The organism is Flavobacterium sp. ALD4, assembly GCF_002836475.1.
Lineage (GTDB): Bacteria > Bacteroidota > Bacteroidia > Flavobacteriales > Flavobacteriaceae > Flavobacterium.
Window position 1 is genome coordinate 1,057,712 of record NZ_PJBJ01000030.1, and the last position, 16,907, is coordinate 1,074,618.

The following is a 16,907-nucleotide window of genomic DNA, read 5'->3' on the forward strand; positions in this document are numbered from 1 at the left end:
TACTTTCAAGAGAGTAGTTCGGCAGCTTTAATGAATTAAATTTCAAAAAATGAAAAATTATATATATAGTGCCATCGCACTGTTTTTAATAAGTAGTTCCATTTTTGGACAGGCTCCAAGTTGGTCTGTAAACGAAAATAACTATCAATATACGATGACCTTTGTGGGGTTTTTAAATAATGATGGAAATGGATTAGTTAATCCGAATGACAAAGTGGCTGCCTTTGTAAATGGAGAGGTTTGTGGGGTTACTAATGTGATCTATGTGGAAAGTGAAAAGCGATATTGTGCTTACTTGACGGTGTTTTCGAACGTAAATAATGAAACGGTTAGTTTTAAAATTTATGATTCGGGAAAGGATAAAGTAAAAAGTGTTGATAAAACAGTAGCTTTTAAAGCAAATGAACATTATGGAAATCTGTTTCAGGCCTATCCTTTTGCTAGTCCAGCTTTAAAATCAGAGGTAGAGATACTTGATGTTAGCTTTGCTGGAGTTGTTAAAAACAACATTGTGATTGAAGGCTCCCAGGTAACAGTATACCTCAATAAAGATCAAGGAGTAACTGCCTTGAACACTAGTTTTAGTTTGAGTCTTGGTGCTTCTGTTTATATTGGAACTGTAAAACAAAATTCTGGGGCAAACGAACTTAACTTTACAAACCCAACCCTTTTTAATGTGCTTTCAGAAGATCAATCAATAGTGCAGCAATGGACAATTGTTGTTAAAACGGCAACGGGTAACGGTAGCTATTATAAAAAAGAGGCAGTCTGTTACGAAGGAGGGTCGATTAAGGTTTTATTTCCTATAGAAAAAGAAGAGGTTGTTTTAAGTACAGGAGGAATTATTTTAGGTACTCAAGTAGTTGATAATGGGCAGGCAATTTTCAGCAATTTAAGTGAAGGTACTTATGAAGTTAAAGTTGGTGGAAGTTTTAAAGAAATTGTAATTAATCTAAAAAACGCGTTATGATATTGCCAGTAACAACACCTAAAAATAGAAAGGCGTCAGGATCTATGACCAATCACAAATTAAACTTTACGTTTATGAAATATAAATCATTTAGCATTATAATTGTATTTATAATTGTCTTAAGTAGTTGTTCAAAGGACGAAGAGTTTAAAACAATTGCTCCCGCTAGTATCGCTTTTGTTCATGAAGACGGTTCCGCTTTATTGCAAGGGGAATGCATTAATCCCAATACTAACTATGCGTTATTAGTAAAAACAAATTCAGAAGGCAGCGGCATTTTTAAAGCAACAACAATTGAGTATACTTTAAATGGGGTGCCTTTTATTATGTCTTTTATGAGTGATGGGGAACAATTAAACCCAATTAAACTGGTAGATGGTCAGAATAAGGCACAGATTGTTGGGACTCCCTATAAGGCATACCTTTCTTTTAATACGCATGATAATTTTGAGATAGTAGACTAAAATAATTTTAGTGAGAATGAAAAGCCTAACATAACTGTTAGGCTTTTTTATTTTAGGGTCAAATCATAAGCCTGTTTCAATTTTTTCACTATGATTTCTATTTCTTCTTCATTCAAGTGACCAAAGCCTAAACGGATAGCGCAAGTGTCTTTGTCTTGATAAAGTATGGTTTTAGGTAAAAACAAATCATGTCGTAGTGCTTGTTCTGAAAGTTGAACCAATGAAATTACTGTATTAAACTGTAACCATATTGCCAAGCCGCCCGTTGGTTTTTTAAAACGGATAGCGTCTTTAAAATTTTCTTCAAGACATTGGTATAAAAAATCGCGTCTTTGTTTATAGACCAGTATGTTTTTTTTGAGTAATCGATGAATTTCACCTTCATAAATCAATTCGGATAGCATTTGTTCCTGTGTTAAATCGCCTTGGCGGTCTAGCATTTGCAAATAGTTCTTAGCTTCTGAGATTAAATTTTCCGGGGCTACCACAAATCCTGTTTGAAAACTCGGAAATAAAGATTGTCCAAGCTTTCCCAAATAAATCACCATTCCATTTACATCCGAGCTAGCCATAGGTAGCATAGCTAGGCCGTCAAACTGAAAATCATAGTCATAATCATCTTCAATAATGGCAAACTGGTATTCCTTTGCAAGTTGTAAAAGTTTTAAGCGTCTTTCTGCTGTTAGTGAAACAGTGGTGGGATAATCACGATTAGTACAAATATAAACACAGCGAATTGCCCCTTTTACAAAATGGGTTTTAATATAATCGACATTTAAGCCTTGTTCGTCAATCGGGATCGTTTTGATACTGGCGCCCGATTGCTGGAAAATCATGTTGGCAGCATAATGGCTCAAATTCCCAACCAAAACCATATCTTTTGGGCGAATTAAAAGTTGCGATATGATGTACAAACTCATTTCGGTACTTCTTGTACTAATTACGTTTTTTGGGTTTATATGAAGTCCCCTTGTAGCGTTTAGATAATTACACAGTTGGTTTTCAAAGACGGAATACCCTGTTTTTTTATTTTGATTCCATTTCGAAATCAATGATTTGCGTTTCATGGAAGCGCCATACCATTTTGAAAATTCATGAATGGGATGCAGCCTTAAATCGGGTTGTCCATCATTAAGTTCATACTTTGCGTCTGAAAATTCTGTTGTTGATGATAAATGGAAAGAGGATTGAAAGGGAAATCCAGTTGTTTCTGCAAAATTATAAATGTTTCCTATGAGGTTCGAACCCGCTTTTATTGTAGCTGTTCTTTGTTCAGGAGCCGCAATAAAAGTTCCTTTGTTAGCAATTATTTCAACCCAACCTTGAGAAGCTAATTCGTCATATACCGCAACGGCCGTGTTGCGGTGGACATTTATTAATTGGCTAAAGGGTCTAGTTCCGGGCAATAAAGAGCCTCCTTCTAAATAACTACGCTGAATGGCATTGATGATTTGTTGGGAGATTTGGATATACACAGGGCTGGCACTTGATTTGTCAAAGTGGATAAGCCTTTTTAACAATGTATTAACCGGACTATCTATCATTTTAAAACTGGACTATTTTAGTAGTCCGGAAAGGTACTACTTTTGCAGCGTTTTAAAATAATTCAACACTTTAATAAATGAAAAAGAAATACTTTTTAGCCTTTTTTTTTATCTGTTCTTTGATAGTAAACGCACAACAAAACCAACAAAAGACAGATACCTTACAAGAAGTGGTTATTACATCCAGTAGGATTGATTTGCCTTTCAAAGAAAATTCCAGAACCATTCAGTTGATTACTGCTGAAGATATAAAAAAATCCGGAGTGACAAATGTTGCCGATGCTTTACAACAAATTGCGGGTATTGATGTAAGACGTCGCGGGACTAGTGGTATGCAAGCTGATTTATATATACGTGGTGGAAGTTTTGATCAAACGCTGCTCCTTATAGATGGATTCAAGTTAGACGATGTGCAAACTGGACATCACTCGATGAATTTAGCTTTGCCGATTGAAGTTATTAAGAGAATTGAAATTATAAAGGGGCCTGCGAGTCGTGTCTTTGGTCAAAATGCTTTTACCGGCGCCGTAAATATAATTACAAAGGATTCGCTTGATAATGATGCTTCATTACGTCTTCAGGCGGGTTCTTATGGCCAATTTAGTGCTGCTGTTACCTCTGGAGTGAGTTTGAATGAAAGCAATCATATTGTGCATTTTTCAAAAAACATATCGAACGGGTATCGCTACAATACAGACTTCGACAATCAAAATTTTGTATTGAAGAGTTTTTTTAATAAAAATAAATTGCCAATAACGATGTTGGTTGCTCTTTCAGACAAAAAATTTGGTGCAAATGGTTTTTATGCTTCGCCAGCAGCTATTGATCAATATGAGGAAACAACAGCTAGTTTAGTCGGTTTTTCAACGGTTATTAAAAAAGGTAATTTTACTTGGAAGCCAAAGGTATATTGGAGACGTAATGAAGACGAATATATTTATATTAGAAAGAATCCGTCTATTTACAGGAATTTGCATATTTCAAACAAAATTGCCGCAGAATTAAATGGATCGTATACGTCAAATATTGGTGTTACTGGCTTTGGTATAGAAACGGCTAAAGTGTTTCTTTCGAGTAATAACCTTGGGGATAATAACCGTTTTCTAAGTACTTTGTTTTTAGAGCATCGTATGGAATTTTTTAATAAAAAATTAGATATCACGCCGGGAGTAGCTGTGACTTATTTTTCTGACTTCAAATTTTTTGCTTTTCCAGGTATCGATGTTGGATATCAATTGCTTGATAATGTTAAGGTATATGGTAATTTAGGTTATACCTACAGAATCCCCACTTTTACCGATTTGAATTATAAATCTCCTACTACGATAGGGAATACTAATTTAGAACCAGAGAAAGCATTTTCGCAAGAAATTGGTTTGAAATGGAATATGTCCAATTTTAATCTCTCTGCGGCGGTATTTAATCGTAATTCTAATCATTTAATTGATTACGTTAAAATGAAGGTTACGGATCCTTGGCAAGCGCAAAATATTCAAGATGTTATCACTAAAGGTTTTGAAACGCAACTGCTTTATAGCTTTAATCTTAATTCATTTGCGCAAAAAATACAATTTGGTTACTCTTTTATTCAGAATGATATAGAAGAAAGTACCTATACGTTCTCACAGTATTCTTTGAATTCACTAAAGCATCAGTTTGTGGGGAGTTACAATATGAAATTTTTGAAAAATTTTACCAATACGATTTCGTATCGTTATTCGGAACGAATTGCAGGAGATTCATATTCAGTTGTAGATTTGGGTGCTTCCTATACTTTAAATGCTTTTGAGTTGTCTTTGTTTGCTAACAATATTTTCAACACGGAGTATTCAGAAACAAATTTAGTCCCTATGCCAAAAGGCAATTTGTTATTTGGAGTGCAATATAACTTTAGATAGACAATCACAATCTAAACTTAAAGTTTCAGATTATTGACAGACTTTTTATATTTTCGGTATATGAAATGTTTACCAAATTCAATACAGCCGGAACTAAATCAAGGGGAACAGAACGATGCTTTGAAAAAAGGCTCTTTGCCCAACGATTTAATCGATTTCGCATCGAATGATTACCTAGGTTTTTCTCAGTCAGAAATCCTTTTTAAGGTTACGGACGAGTATTTAGTTAAAAATAAATGCATTGAAAAAGCAGCGACCGGTTCCCTATTTTTATCTGGGAACCGGTCGCTGTTTGAGGAAACAGAGGGTTTTGTTGCTAATTTCCATCAAACGGAAACAGCGCTACTTTTCAATTCGGGTCGCGATGCTACTATTGGTTTTTTTAGTGCAGTTCCTCAAGAAGGAGATTTGATTTTATACGATGAATTGTGTAATGCTTCCATTCGGGACGGACTCCAGCGGTCGGATGCCATATCCCTTAAATTCGACCATAACGATTTTGAAGCTGTAGAAAAATTGATTTTACGGAATCCAAAGACGATTATTTATATCGTCACCGAATCTGTTTTTTCTATGGATGGCGATTGTCCCAATCTGGAAGAATTAGTGCGGATTTCAGATAAGCAGCATTGTTATTTAGTAGTTGATGAAGCACATGCTTTGGGGGTTTTTGGTTTAAAAGGGGAAGGATTCGTTCAAATGCTTGGTTTGCAAGACTCTATTTTTGCTCGTATTATGACTTTCGAAAGTGCTTTAGGATGTACCGGAGCAGCGATTGTAGGTTCGGTTAATTTGAGGGATTGTGTAGTGAATTTTGCCCAAAGCTTTAAGTATACTACAGGGCTATCGCTCCGTTCCGTTGCTACAATATTAATTGCCTACCAACATTTAGAAAAAGAACAACAAACCATAGCACAACTTCGGGAAAACATCATTCATTTTAGGCAAGAAAAGAATTTGTTGGGTTTAAAAGCGCTTTTTGTGCATGGTAAATCAGCAATACATTCGGCTATTATTCCGGGAAATGAAAATGTTACATCCATATCTCAAAAACTGCAAGAAAAAGGATTTGATTTGAAAGCAATACTGTCGCCATCGGTTCCCGAAGGGCAGGAACGAATTCGTTTTTGTTTACATAGTTATAATTCTAAAGAAGAAATTAGCGAAGTGTTGCGATTGTTGAGTGTTTTTATTTTTTCGTCGCAGATTTAAAAGATCCGTATGGTTATGAAAATAAAAAGCCCTTTTTTATCCGCAATATCCGTGTGTTCCCCGTTCCATTTATTCTGTAGATTCAAATTCTTTAACTTTTTCATAGACTAAATTGCTCTCAAAACCGCGCCGAAGCAGATAGTCACAAAATTTCTTTCTTTTTTTTAGTATATTCGTTTCCCTTATAGTCTCCCATTGTCTTTCGGAAACGGTGTCAAAAGTTGCGGTATACTCTTCCTGTGGGATTTCTTTTAGTGCCAGGTTAATGTTGTAGGTGGTGATGTTACGAAATTTCAGCTCATTTACGATTCGTACTCTTCCCCAATGTTTGATTCTGTGTTTTCCTCTAGCAAAACTGCAAGCAAACCGGCTTTCGTTAAGAAAATTAGAGCCGATTAGATGGGCGATAATTTCATCAATTTCTTCAGAATCCATTTTCATGGTTCTCAATTTTTGTTCCACTTCAGTATGGCAGCGTTCCTGATAAGCGCAATAATGCTCTATTTTACTGATGGCTTCTTTTATGGAATACACTTCTTTCATTTCCGAAATTTAGGTAATTATTTGTTGGTAGCTCGTTGATTTTCGTTCAAAGTAAGAGATTGGGTGGATGCAGGTATATTTTCATGTACAGAAAAGTATGAAAGTAGCTATGGAATTTAAAAATTTGAGGCCTTGTGCTGCAATGGAAAGTTTTTTTGCGATTGGGAGTTTATTATGATGCTTATTTCTTCTCCTTTTATTTCCGCCAATTTCGGTGTTTTGGCTCTTGGTTATAGCGTTCTTCGCGGACGGACTAACTCGGCGGTTTCTTTTAGGTTTGCTTCCTTTTATCTGAATTTGAGAATTTAGTATTTGTAAATTGTTTTTCGTAAATTCTTTTTTAATAAATACGAAAAATCTGACACAAAAACTTTCAAAATAAATAGTACAAGCGCTTTGTAACGGAAATATCTGCCGTTTAACGACTTTTGTGGGAAGCCGTATTTTTTGCATTTGTTTTTCAATTTGTTTTGCTTTCGGAACGTAATTGTCCTACGACGGTAAGTGCCGGTTGAGGATGGTTTACAAGTTAATTACTTTTTTTTATGAAGCAATATTACACCAACAATACGATGTTTGTCATCAGTTTAGTTTTCTCTAAAATAAAAAGTTTTTGGGATTTTTGTGGTTTTGGGAATTTTGGTAAAAAGATTTTTTTTGCTTTTTTATTATTTTTTTTTCAGGCTGTAGTTTTGGCTCAAACTTATACAATTACTGGAAATATAAGTGCATCTACTTTAAGTTGCAGTACGCTCAAGACTGCAGGTACAAAAGTAATAATTGTTGGTGATGGGTCTGCTGGTTCGAGTTTATTGATGAACGATAATTTAGACTTAACTTGTTTAGGCCCTATTCAATTAATTATCAATAATAGTTCTAACATTGATTTTAGAATCCAAAATTATGACCTAACACTTGCTGCAGGGTCTTCAATTACATTTAATGGAAGTGGGACATTACTTCCTATTACTGATGATAATGCTTGTAGTAGTTCAGATCGAATAAGAATAGGAGACCTTGTAGTGTCAAGTTGCACTGGACAAGGGGCGGGAGCTCAAAGTAGTTTTGTGAATTTAGTAAATCAAGGAGGATATAGCCCAATTACAGCTACAGCAATGCCTAGCTCAATTTGCGGTTCAGAGAGTTCTAAAATCACAGGAACAGCATCGCCTTCTGATGGGGCTTCTTTTAATTGGTATGATGTGCCAAGTGGCGGAACAGTTTTGCTAAGTGGAAATAATAGTATTTATAATACTGGTACAATTACTACGACAAAAACATATTATGTTTCTGCCACATATGCAGCTACAAATCGAACTTTAGCTTACACAACGGTAAGGAAAGCGGTTACGGTAACGGTGAATCCAGTACCTAATAATGTTTTAAATGGTTTTACTGGTGAAACCATTTGTAATGGTAGTCAAGGAACACTAAAATTTAACCCTGATAATACAGATTTTAGAGGGCCCTATACTATAGTATATACAGATGGGACTACTAACTGGACGGCAAATATCCAAACTGCTTCCTTAACACCTTTTAATGTTGCTGTCAATCCAATAATAACAACTAATTATACACTAATATCGATAACAAATGCAGTTGGTTGTATAAGGACAGCAGGTTTTGGGGACGCAACGGCACGTATAACTGTTAATCCAACACCAACTGCACCTGCGTTTACTCAAGTAAACCCTACGTGTGCGGAACCTACCGGAGCGATAACGGTGACTGCTCCTGCTGGAACTGGAATCACCTATAGTATTGACGGTGCAACTTATACTAACACTACTGGAACATTTACTAATGTGGCTGCTGGAGCTTATTCCGTTACGGTTAAAAATGCTGCAGGATGTATCTCAACTCCTACTAATGTTACAATCAATACTTCTCCTGCTATTACTAATACCTGGAATGATGTATGGTCTACTGGCAGCTCACCAACTAGTTCTCAAGTGATTGAATTTGCATCGAATTACGATTCTACAGCAAATCTAGAGGTTAACAAAGTGGTACTAGAAGGTTGTTCTTGTCAAGTAAATGCGGGTGTAAAAGTTGTTTTTTACTCAGGGCATACATTGAAAACACAGAATCAAGTTACTGTTGCGGCTTCAACTGCAACGAAAGCCGCAGGTATATTAGAATTTAAAAATTCAGCAAGCCTGGTCCAGGTTAATAACCCTGATCCAAATAATGCATTGACACAAAACACGGGGAATATAATTTATAATCGAGCGGTCACTGGAATTAAAGCGAAAGATTATGTTTACTGGTCTACTCCGGTACGAGGTCAGAAACTGGCTGATTTCTCTTCAACTATTAAATATTTGTGGAACGCAACGTTAAATAACTGGAGGGTGCCTGGACTACTTGATATGCAGATTGGCCAAGGGTATGTAATAAGACGGGATGAAGTTGGTAATTTTACGGGAACTTTTACGGGCATCCCTAATAATGGGAGTATTAAATTCTCCATAGGTGATATTGGTAGTTTTAATTTAATAGGCAACCCTTATCCTTCGGCTTTGGATGCGAGCCAGTTTTTAGATACCAACAGCGGAGTTTTGGGAGGTACTATTTATTTCTGGACGCATAGTACGGCAATCCAGGCAAGAATAAATATTCTACTGACAGCAGGCTCAGGTGATTTGGCTTATACATCAGATGATTATGCAGCATGGAACAGTACAGGAGGGCTTAAGACTTACGAAGCAGCTAACGACATATTAGATCGCGTTCCGTCTGGTAAAATTGCAGCTGGACAGGCCTTTTTTGCAACTAGTATAGCATCGGGTAAACAGGCAGTATTTGAGAATATTATGCGACTAGATAAGGCGGGAGATATTCTGGATAATTCACAGTTTTTTAAAATAAACTCAAATTCAAAAACCAGTAATACTATTGAGAAAAACAGGCTGTGGCTTAATTTAACAAATACTCAGGGAGCTTTCAAGCAAACTCTGATTGGTTATATTAAAGGCGCAACAAATGAGTATGATAATGTCTATGACGGAGTCAGCTTCAATGGTAATGCCTACATTGATTTCTATAGTGTACAAAACAGTAAAAACTATGCTATCCAGGGAAGAGCCTTGCCGTTTGATGGTAATGATATCGTCCCTTTAGGTTACAAAACAACTATTGTAGGAGAATTTAAAATAGCTATCGATGAAGTGGATGGTTTTCTTGTCAATAAGAAAATTTATTTAGAAGATAAACTATTGGATAAAACCCAAGACTTAAGTCTGGCGCCTTATACTTTTACCACCGAAAAAGGGACATATAACGATCGTTTTGTACTGAGTTATACTAGCAAAACCTTAGCGACAGATGACTTTGAAACTGAAAAGAGCGGTGTGGTAATATCAAGTAAAAACAAGGAAATCAAAATACAGTCTAAAGTGGAACTGATCGATAAAGTGATGGTCTATGATGTTTCGGGAAAATTAATTAAGGAAAAGAAGAAGATTGAAAATACGGAATTGATACTTTCAGGTATAAATGCATCAGAGCAGGTTTTTATCGTAAAGGTTTTCCTGATAAACGGAACAACAATTTCTAAAAAGATCATTTATTAGAAACTTAAAAATAGAGATGCCTTAAATCCCATTCGTTATCGCGAATGGGATTTTTATTCTCCCATTGTCTTTAGTAAACGGTGTCAAAAGTTGCGGTATACTCTTCCTGTGATTTTTTTTTAGTGCTAGGGTCATGTTGTAGGTGCTGCTGTTTCTAAATTTCAGCTCATTTACGATTCGTACTCGTCCCCTATGCTTGATCCGGTGTTTTCCTATGGCAAAACTGCAGCTGAAGCAACCTTCATCGAGGAAATGATCGTTGATAAGATCGAATATGATGACACTCGTTTCTTCAGAATCCATTTTCAGGGTTCTTAATTTCTGTTCCAGTTCAGTATGACAGCGTTTCTGGTAGCACAATAATGCTCCATCTTATGGATGGCTTCTTTTATGGAATATACTTCTTTCATTGTCAATTTTTAGAAACTCGAAATTCAGGTAATTATTTGTTGGAAGCGAGCTGATTTTCATGTAGAGAAAAGTATGAACCTCGCTTTGGTATTTAAAAATTTGAGGCCTTGTGCTGCATTTAAAATTTTTTTTTGCGATTGGGAGTTTATTATGATGCTTTTTTTCTCCTTTTATTTCCTTCAATTTCGGTGTTTTGGCTCTTGGTTATAGCGTTCTTCACAGACGGAGTAACGTGGCGGTTTTTTTTGGGTTTGCTTGCTTTTATCTAAACTTTAGAATTTAGCATTTAGAAATTGTTTTTCGTGAATTCTTTTTTAATAAGTACGAAAAATATAATACAAAAACTTTCGAAATTGATGTTATGTGTGCTTTATAGCCGATATATCTGCCGTTTAACGATTTTATTTCAAAGTCCTATTTTGCTTGTTTAATTTGCAATTTCGTCAATAGTATAATTTTCCGAAGCAGGTAAGTACTGATTGAGGATGGGTAACAACTTAGTCAATTTTTTTATGAAGCAATATTACGCTAAAACTACGATATTTATCATCAATTTAATTTTCTCAAAAATAAAAAATTTTAAAGTTTTTTTTATTTTAGGTAATGCTGCTAAAAAAACAGCTTTCGTCATTTTTTTAATTTTGATGCATGGTACTTGTTTTGCGCAGACAATTACAACGCTAACTTCGGGGAATTGGTCATCATCTTCAACATGGGCGGGCGGAGTAGTGCCGGGTCCAAACGATATTGTAACTGTTAATCATGCTATTATTTTAGATGTAAACCTCACAATTGGTACAGGAGAATATACTTTTAATTCAAATGTAACTGATGATGGAAGTAGTCGTCAACTAACAGCTATGACTTCGGGTGGAGTATTAATAATAGCAAATAATAGCACAACAACTTTTGGTGGCGAGGCCTTTTTAGATAATTCTGTTTTGACTGTTACCGACGGTTCAACTCTTATAACGGGTACTTTAACTATAGACAATGGAACAAGCATCACTATTAATGGAACTTTAGAAGTAAATGGAAATGTAACAGATAACAATAATGGCAAAGGAGGAGGATTTGATGTTGCTGGATACGTCCAAATTAATGGTAATTATAACGCTACTGTCGGAAACGTCCAAGTGGATGGGAGTGGAGTTTTTCAAACTACAGGAACAATTACTACAACTGGTAGCTCAACAGTAGGTGATTCAACAAATAACTGTACTACAGGTCCGTGTTCGAGTGGTTCTATTTCTTGTGAAAATAATACGTCATCGATTTCGCCAAGCAATCAGAGCTTGTGTGCTGATCAATCAGTCGCGCCATTAATTTTTAGTAGTAATAGTGCAATTAGTTCGTATCAGTGGCAAAAAAGCACCACTAATGGAGGATTAGGATTTACAGATATAGGAGAAGCAACAAGCAATACTTATTCACCAGGTTTTATTGATGGTACTACATGGTACAGAATAAAATACTCAAAATCAGAAAACGGATGTGCCAACTTAATATCGCCTTCTGTTAAAGTAACGATAGTAAGTAATTCAGCGCCAACATTTGCGCTGGGAGATATCGTCCAGCCAACTTGCGTCCAGCCAACAGGTAGTGTTTTTTTAAGTGGATTGCCAGCAGGGACCTGGACACTAACAAGAAGTCCAGGTGATGTAGTAACAGGTGGCTCAGGAACTACGATGTCTATTGATGGGCTGGTTGCTGGAACGTATAATTTCACCGTTAGAGTTGATGATTGCGAGTCGGTACCATCAGCCAATATAGAAATTGTAGCTCCAGTTTCTGCAATTTGGGACGGGACAGAATGGACAAATGGTCCTCCAACGATTAATAAAGTACTTGTTTTTGAAGGGAATTACAGTGAAAATGTAGATGTGGAAGGCTGTGCTTGCGAAGTAAAAGCGGGAACAGTTGTTATCCCAAATGGAAAGTCCATCACAATTACCAATGATATGGTAGTTTCTGGTGGATCTCTTATTTTCAAAAATAACGCCAGTTTAGTACAGGTAAATGATGCTGCTGACAATTCAGGTAATATAACTTATAATCGAGCGGTCACTGGAATTAAAGCGAAAGATTATGTTTACTGGTCTACTCCCGTACGAGGTCAAAAATTGGCTGACTTCTCTTCAACTATTAAATATTTGTGGAACGCAAAGTTAAATAGCTGGAGGGTGCCTGGACTACTTGATATGCAGATTTGCCAAGGGTATACAATAAGACGGGATGTAGCTGGTAATTTTACGAAAACTTTTACTGGCATCCCTAATAATGGGATTAAGGATATCAGCATAGGTGATAAGGATAGTTTTAATTTAATAGGGAACCCATATCCTTCAGCTATAGATGCGGATAAGTTTTTATTGGAGGATAATAATAAGTTAGTGCTAGGAGGAACTATTTATTTCTGGACTCATATTACTCCTATAACGTTAAGAGATGAACTTCCTGCAGGAACTGCCGGCTCTGGAGATTTAGCTTATACGTCGGATGATTATGCTTCGTACAACATAACTGGTGGTGTTGGTGTAGAAAAAGGTACAAAAGCAAAAAGTGATAACAATGTTGGTGAAATTAGATATAAGCCTACGGGTAAAATTGCAGCTGGACAGGCCTTTTTTGCAACTAGTATAGCATCTGGTAAAAAGGCGGTATTTAAAAATTCTATGCGAGTAGGTGCCGATGATACGCCTCTAGATAATTCACAGTTTTTTAAAATAAAGTCAAATTCGAAAACTAGTAATACTATTGAGAAAACTAGGGTATGGTTAAATTTAACAAACACTGGTGGGGCTTTTAAACAAACCTTGATTGGCTATATTACCGGCGCAACAAATGAGTACGATAATGTCTATGATGGAATCAGCTTTGATGGTAATACTTATATTGATTTTTATAGTACAAGTAAGGATAAAAATTTTGTTATCCAGGGAAGAGCCTTACCGTTTGATGATAATGATAAGGTACCATTGGGTTATAAGACGACTATTGTTGGAGAATTTAAAATAGCTATCGATGAAACGGATGGTTTACTTGTCAATAAGATAATTTATTTAGAAGATAAACTATTGGGTAAAACCCAAGACTTAAGTCTAGCGCCTTATACTTTTACCACCGAAAAAGGGACATATAACGATCGTTTTGTATTGAGTTATACTAACAAAACTCTTGTTACAGATGACTTTAAAGATTTGAATTATGGTGTCTTAATTTCTAATAAAAATAGAGAAATTAAAATCAATGCTTTAGTAAATTATATAGACAAGGTATTTGTTTATGATATAACAGGGAAGCAGATTTTCTCAAAATCTAAAATAGATAAAAATGAATTTATCATGAGTAACTTAGAATCTAGTAATCAGGTTTTAATTGTAAAGGTTTTATTGCAAAATAATATAGTTGTTACTAAGAAGGTTTTATTTTAAACATATCAATTAAACTTTTTTTAAAACACCCCATTATACAATTGTATAATGAGGTGTTTTTTTTGGAAGCATGATATGTAGTGGAACAATTTTTCTTATTGGGTTCATAGATTTAAAACAAAGCTTGTTTTTTGCTATATATTATACTTTCTCAAATAGCTAATGGTGTTTTTCGGTATATGTTTAAAGTCAGTGTTTTATGGTTTAAAAATCACTGAAAGTGGGTAATGTGGAGAGAGAATATTAAGAATAGTTTTATAAGAGATTGTTTGTAAATGGCTAGTTCAGTAAATACTGAGTTAAAGAAATTAAAAGCAGTTTTCTTAGTTTAAAAAATGTCTTTTCTCAGTATTAATCTTTAATGCCTTTTCAATATGAATTCAAAACTACGTTGTTATTTGCTTTTGATATGTTTTCTTTTTTTAGGAAGTATTATGGCACAGCAAGGTGTATTAGATGTTACATTTAATACGGTTGATGATGGACTTCAAGGAGATGGTTTTGATAATATAGTTAGGACTGTAGCTTTACAAGCTGATGGGGATCTCATTGTAGAGGGAGATTATTTATACTTTAATGGTATTTCATTGCCGTATTTAAGTAGATTAAAACCAGATGGTACGGTTGATGCCTCGTTTAATTTAGGAAGTGGTTTTAACGGTAAAGTGTATAGTACCTTAATACAACCCGATGGTAAAATCATTGTTGGAGGCTCTTTTACAAGCTATAATGGTATCGCAGTAGGGAGATTGATACGACTCAATAGTAATGGTTCTAGTGATACTTCTTTTAGCACGGGTTTAGGCGTTACTAATAATATTGTATACGCAACGGCACAGCAGTCAGACGGAAAAACCATTGTTGTAGGGAGTTTTACAAAATACAATACAACAAATGCGAACAGGGTCGTACGAATTTTGCCTGATGGAAGTCTCGATTCTACTTTTGCGATTGGATCGGGGGCAAGCGGACTTGTGGGCGAGGTTAAAGTACAAACGGCTGGTTAAATAATTCTAGCGGGCTCCTTTGATACGTTTTATGGTGTTGTGTAATAAGATAATCAGACTCAATCCAAACGGAAGTATTGATACTTCTTTTATCACAGGTATTGGTTTTAATGATCATACAACCGCATTATTCCTTCAGGCTGACGGGAAAATTTTACTGGGTGGAGTTTTTACGGCTTATAACGGAAAGATTGCTAATAGAATCATAAGGCTAAACAGCAATGGATCAGTCGATTTGTCTTTTGTGTCGGGAAATGGTTTTAGTACTGGTGGAGTAAACGTGATCAAAGTAGCTTCTAACGGTTCTATTATGCTTGGTGGGGCTTTTAGTCAAAAATACAATGGTTCAGATGTCAATAGGTTAGTGCTGTTAGATAGTAATGGGGTAATTGTTATAGGCTTTGATATTGGTTCCGGACCTTCAAGTGCTGCCGTATATACTATAGAATATGCATTAGATGGGTCTTGGTTCATAGGAGGTTCTTTTTCTATCTTCGAATCTCAAAATCAGGGAAGATTGGCAAAATTAGATCCTGATGGAACACTTGATATAGCTTACCTCACTCCCGGGGTTGGTTCTGATAATGCAGTTTATGAACTAATTGCTTTGGCTGATAATAAATCGATGACTTTTGGAGGTTTTACTCGTTTTAATGGAGTGAATTCGCCACGGATCGCCCGTTTACTTGAGGACGGAACATTGGATCGCACATTTAATTTTACTGTTGCAGGTGCTAATAATATTGTGATAAGTGCGGTTATTCAACAAGACGGGAAAATAGTTATAGCGGGAAGTTTTACCAGTTATAATGGAATAATTGCAAATAGGATTACAAGAGTATTAGCTGATAGTGCCGTAGGATGCTACGTTTACGATTGGAACAGCGGCGAATAATCAGATCTATGATCTCGCAATCCAAGCAGACGGAAGAATAATTGTTGTGGGAAATTTCACTTTGTATAACGTTGTTGTAGCCAATAGGTTTTTTCGGTTATTGCCTAGCGGTGACCTTGACACCAGTTTTAATGTGGGCTTGGGTGCAGATGGAATAGTGGAAGCTGTTTTAGTGCAATCAGATGGTAAAATTGTAGTTGGTGGACGTTTCTCCAACTTTAATGGAATTAGTGATAATAGGCTTGCTCGTCTGAATCCGGACTGAAGTTTGGACAGAGGTTTTTCTGTAGGTGCTGGCTTTGATAAAAATGTTTATGCATTAGCAGTACAGTCCGATAGTAAACTAATTGGTGGTGGGATTTTTTTAAATTATGGGAACAGTAGCGCAAACGTATCTTAAGATTAAATACGAATGGATCTTTAGACAGTTCTTTTGCTATGGGCACTGGTTTAAGTAATGGGAAGTGCGTTCTCTTTTAGTGCAAGCTGATAATCGAATTTTATTCGGGGGTACGTTCTCAGGTGACTACAGCGGTATTTTGGTTAAGAGAATGGCCCGTTTGGTGAATAATGGAATATACGACACCACTTTCTCTTTGGCTTTAAATAGTACTGTATTTAGTAGTTGTTTTAGGGCAGATAACAAAGTGATAATTGGAGGGAATTTTAATTCGGTTTTAGGAGTGTCTAAGCACCGTGTTGCCCGTATTAAATTATGTATAAACAGTTCCGTTTGGGACGGTTCTGTTTGGGATAATGGATCTCCATCGGTTGATAAAACGCTCGTGTTTAACGATAATTTAGAGGGTTTACCCACCTCTAAAGCTTGTTCATGTGTAGTCGCATCAGGTAAGACAGTAACTATTCCGGGAAGTAATTCGTTATCTTTAGTGTTTGATTATTCGGGTTCTGGAACCTTAGTCTTAGAAAGCAATGCAGTCCTTTAGCAGT

Annotated in this window: 14 protein-coding genes; 12 read left to right on the plus strand and 2 right to left on the minus strand. The window is 35.9% G+C overall.

What is annotated here, in order from left to right; genetic code table 11:
- Nucleotides 1-49: 49 nt before the first annotated feature.
- Together CXF59_RS13345 and CXF59_RS13350 are read left to right on the plus strand one after the other, a co-directional pair.
- Nucleotides 50-970 carry a hypothetical protein gene (locus CXF59_RS13345; RefSeq protein WP_101138246.1) on the plus strand — a complete coding sequence of 307 codons (921 nt, stop codon included), beginning with the start codon at nucleotides 50-52 and terminating at the stop codon, nucleotides 968-970.
- Nucleotides 967-1,434 carry a hypothetical protein gene (locus CXF59_RS13350; protein WP_101138247.1) on the plus strand — a complete coding sequence of 156 codons (468 nt, stop codon included), beginning with the start codon at nucleotides 967-969 and terminating at the stop codon, nucleotides 1,432-1,434. Before CXF59_RS13345 ends, CXF59_RS13350 begins: the two co-directional genes overlap by 4 nt.
- A gap of 47 nt (nucleotides 1,435-1,481) precedes the next feature.
- On the opposite strand, the gene CXF59_RS13355 is transcribed toward CXF59_RS13350, so the two are convergent.
- The gene (locus CXF59_RS13355; protein WP_101138248.1) at nucleotides 1,482-2,978 is read right to left on the minus strand and encodes a PLP-dependent aminotransferase family protein; all 1,497 of its coding nucleotides are present in this window, start codon (nucleotides 2,976-2,978) and stop codon (nucleotides 1,482-1,484) included.
- A 77-nt stretch (nucleotides 2,979-3,055) separates the two neighbouring features.
- Here CXF59_RS13355 and CXF59_RS13360 point away from each other — a divergent pair, with 77 nt between their 5' ends.
- Together CXF59_RS13360 and CXF59_RS13365 are read left to right on the plus strand one after the other, a co-directional pair.
- The gene (locus CXF59_RS13360; RefSeq protein WP_101138249.1) at nucleotides 3,056-4,876 is read left to right on the plus strand and encodes a TonB-dependent siderophore receptor; all 1,821 of its coding nucleotides are present in this window, start codon (nucleotides 3,056-3,058) and stop codon (nucleotides 4,874-4,876) included.
- 60 nt (nucleotides 4,877-4,936) lie between these two features.
- A complete protein-coding gene (locus CXF59_RS13365; RefSeq protein WP_101138250.1) occupies nucleotides 4,937-6,088 on the plus strand; it encodes an aminotransferase class I/II-fold pyridoxal phosphate-dependent enzyme in 1,152 nt (383 codons plus the stop codon).
- Between the two features lie 69 nt (nucleotides 6,089-6,157).
- Here the strand turns inward: CXF59_RS13365 and CXF59_RS13370 are convergent, their stop codons facing one another.
- Complete coding sequence (locus CXF59_RS13370) at nucleotides 6,158-6,631, minus strand: regulatory protein RecX (RefSeq protein WP_101138251.1); 474 nt, start codon at nucleotides 6,629-6,631, stop codon at nucleotides 6,158-6,160.
- A gap of 545 nt (nucleotides 6,632-7,176) precedes the next feature.
- Here CXF59_RS13370 and CXF59_RS13380 point away from each other — a divergent pair.
- The 8 genes from CXF59_RS13380 (at nucleotide 7,177) to CXF59_RS15505 (ending at nucleotide 16,903) form a co-directional block, all read left to right on the plus strand.
- Nucleotides 7,177-10,209, plus strand: a complete 3,033-nt coding sequence (locus CXF59_RS13380) for a T9SS sorting signal type C domain-containing protein (RefSeq protein ID WP_101138253.1) — start codon at nucleotides 7,177-7,179, stop codon at nucleotides 10,207-10,209.
- Nucleotides 10,210-10,401: 192 nt separating this feature from the next.
- Entirely contained in the window at nucleotides 10,402-10,527 is a 126-nt protein-coding gene (locus tag CXF59_RS15600; RefSeq protein WP_255416314.1) for a hypothetical protein, read from the plus strand.
- A 605-nt stretch (nucleotides 10,528-11,132) separates the two neighbouring features.
- Nucleotides 11,133-14,054 carry a T9SS sorting signal type C domain-containing protein gene (locus CXF59_RS13385; protein ID WP_157824584.1) on the plus strand — a complete coding sequence of 974 codons (2,922 nt, stop codon included), beginning with the start codon at nucleotides 11,133-11,135 and terminating at the stop codon, nucleotides 14,052-14,054.
- Between the two features lie 374 nt (nucleotides 14,055-14,428).
- The gene (locus tag CXF59_RS15490) at nucleotides 14,429-15,061 is read left to right on the plus strand and encodes a delta-60 repeat domain-containing protein (RefSeq protein WP_232758872.1); all 633 of its coding nucleotides are present in this window, start codon (nucleotides 14,429-14,431) and stop codon (nucleotides 15,059-15,061) included.
- Between the two features lie 31 nt (nucleotides 15,062-15,092).
- A complete protein-coding gene (locus tag CXF59_RS15495) occupies nucleotides 15,093-15,956 on the plus strand; it encodes a delta-60 repeat domain-containing protein (RefSeq protein WP_232758874.1) in 864 nt (287 codons plus the stop codon).
- Nucleotides 15,957-16,002: 46 nt separating this feature from the next.
- The gene (locus CXF59_RS15500; protein WP_232758876.1) at nucleotides 16,003-16,221 is read left to right on the plus strand and encodes a delta-60 repeat domain-containing protein; all 219 of its coding nucleotides are present in this window, start codon (nucleotides 16,003-16,005) and stop codon (nucleotides 16,219-16,221) included.
- A 128-nt stretch (nucleotides 16,222-16,349) separates the two neighbouring features.
- The gene (locus CXF59_RS15795; protein ID WP_369828580.1) at nucleotides 16,350-16,436 is read left to right on the plus strand and encodes a hypothetical protein; all 87 of its coding nucleotides are present in this window, start codon (nucleotides 16,350-16,352) and stop codon (nucleotides 16,434-16,436) included.
- Nucleotides 16,421-16,903: a delta-60 repeat domain-containing protein gene (locus CXF59_RS15505; protein ID WP_232758878.1), complete on the plus strand. Its 483-nt coding sequence runs from the start codon at nucleotides 16,421-16,423 to the stop codon at nucleotides 16,901-16,903. The genes CXF59_RS15795 and CXF59_RS15505 overlap by 16 nt, the downstream gene beginning before the upstream one ends.
- Nucleotides 16,904-16,907: the final 4 nt, after the last annotated feature.

What these genes read in the sequence shown, in the direction of transcription:
- CXF59_RS13345 (WP_101138246.1), top strand. Translation starts at nt 50, where the DNA reads ATGAAAAATTATATATATAGTGCCATCGCACTGTTTTTAATAAGTAGT.
- CXF59_RS13385 (WP_157824584.1), top strand. Translation starts at nt 11,133, where the DNA reads ATGAAGCAATATTACGCTAAAACTACGATATTTATCATCAATTTAATT.
- CXF59_RS15490 (WP_232758872.1), top strand. Translation starts at nt 14,429, where the DNA reads ATGAATTCAAAACTACGTTGTTATTTGCTTTTGATATGTTTTCTTTTT.
- CXF59_RS13355 (WP_101138248.1), bottom strand. Translation starts at nt 2,978, where the DNA reads ATGATAGATAGTCCGGTTAATACATTGTTAAAAAGGCTTATCCACTTT.
- CXF59_RS13370 (WP_101138251.1), bottom strand. Translation starts at nt 6,631, where the DNA reads ATGAAAGAAGTGTATTCCATAAAAGAAGCCATCAGTAAAATAGAGCAT.
- CXF59_RS13350 (WP_101138247.1), top strand. Translation starts at nt 967, where the DNA reads ATGATATTGCCAGTAACAACACCTAAAAATAGAAAGGCGTCAGGATCT.
- CXF59_RS13365 (WP_101138250.1), top strand. Translation starts at nt 4,937, where the DNA reads ATGAAATGTTTACCAAATTCAATACAGCCGGAACTAAATCAAGGGGAA.
- CXF59_RS15600 (WP_255416314.1), top strand. Translation starts at nt 10,402, where the DNA reads ATGCTTGATCCGGTGTTTTCCTATGGCAAAACTGCAGCTGAAGCAACC.
- CXF59_RS13380 (WP_101138253.1), top strand. Translation starts at nt 7,177, where the DNA reads ATGAAGCAATATTACACCAACAATACGATGTTTGTCATCAGTTTAGTT.
- CXF59_RS13360 (WP_101138249.1), top strand. Translation starts at nt 3,056, where the DNA reads ATGAAAAAGAAATACTTTTTAGCCTTTTTTTTTATCTGTTCTTTGATA.
- CXF59_RS15495 (WP_232758874.1), top strand. Translation starts at nt 15,093, where the DNA reads ATGGTGTTGTGTAATAAGATAATCAGACTCAATCCAAACGGAAGTATT.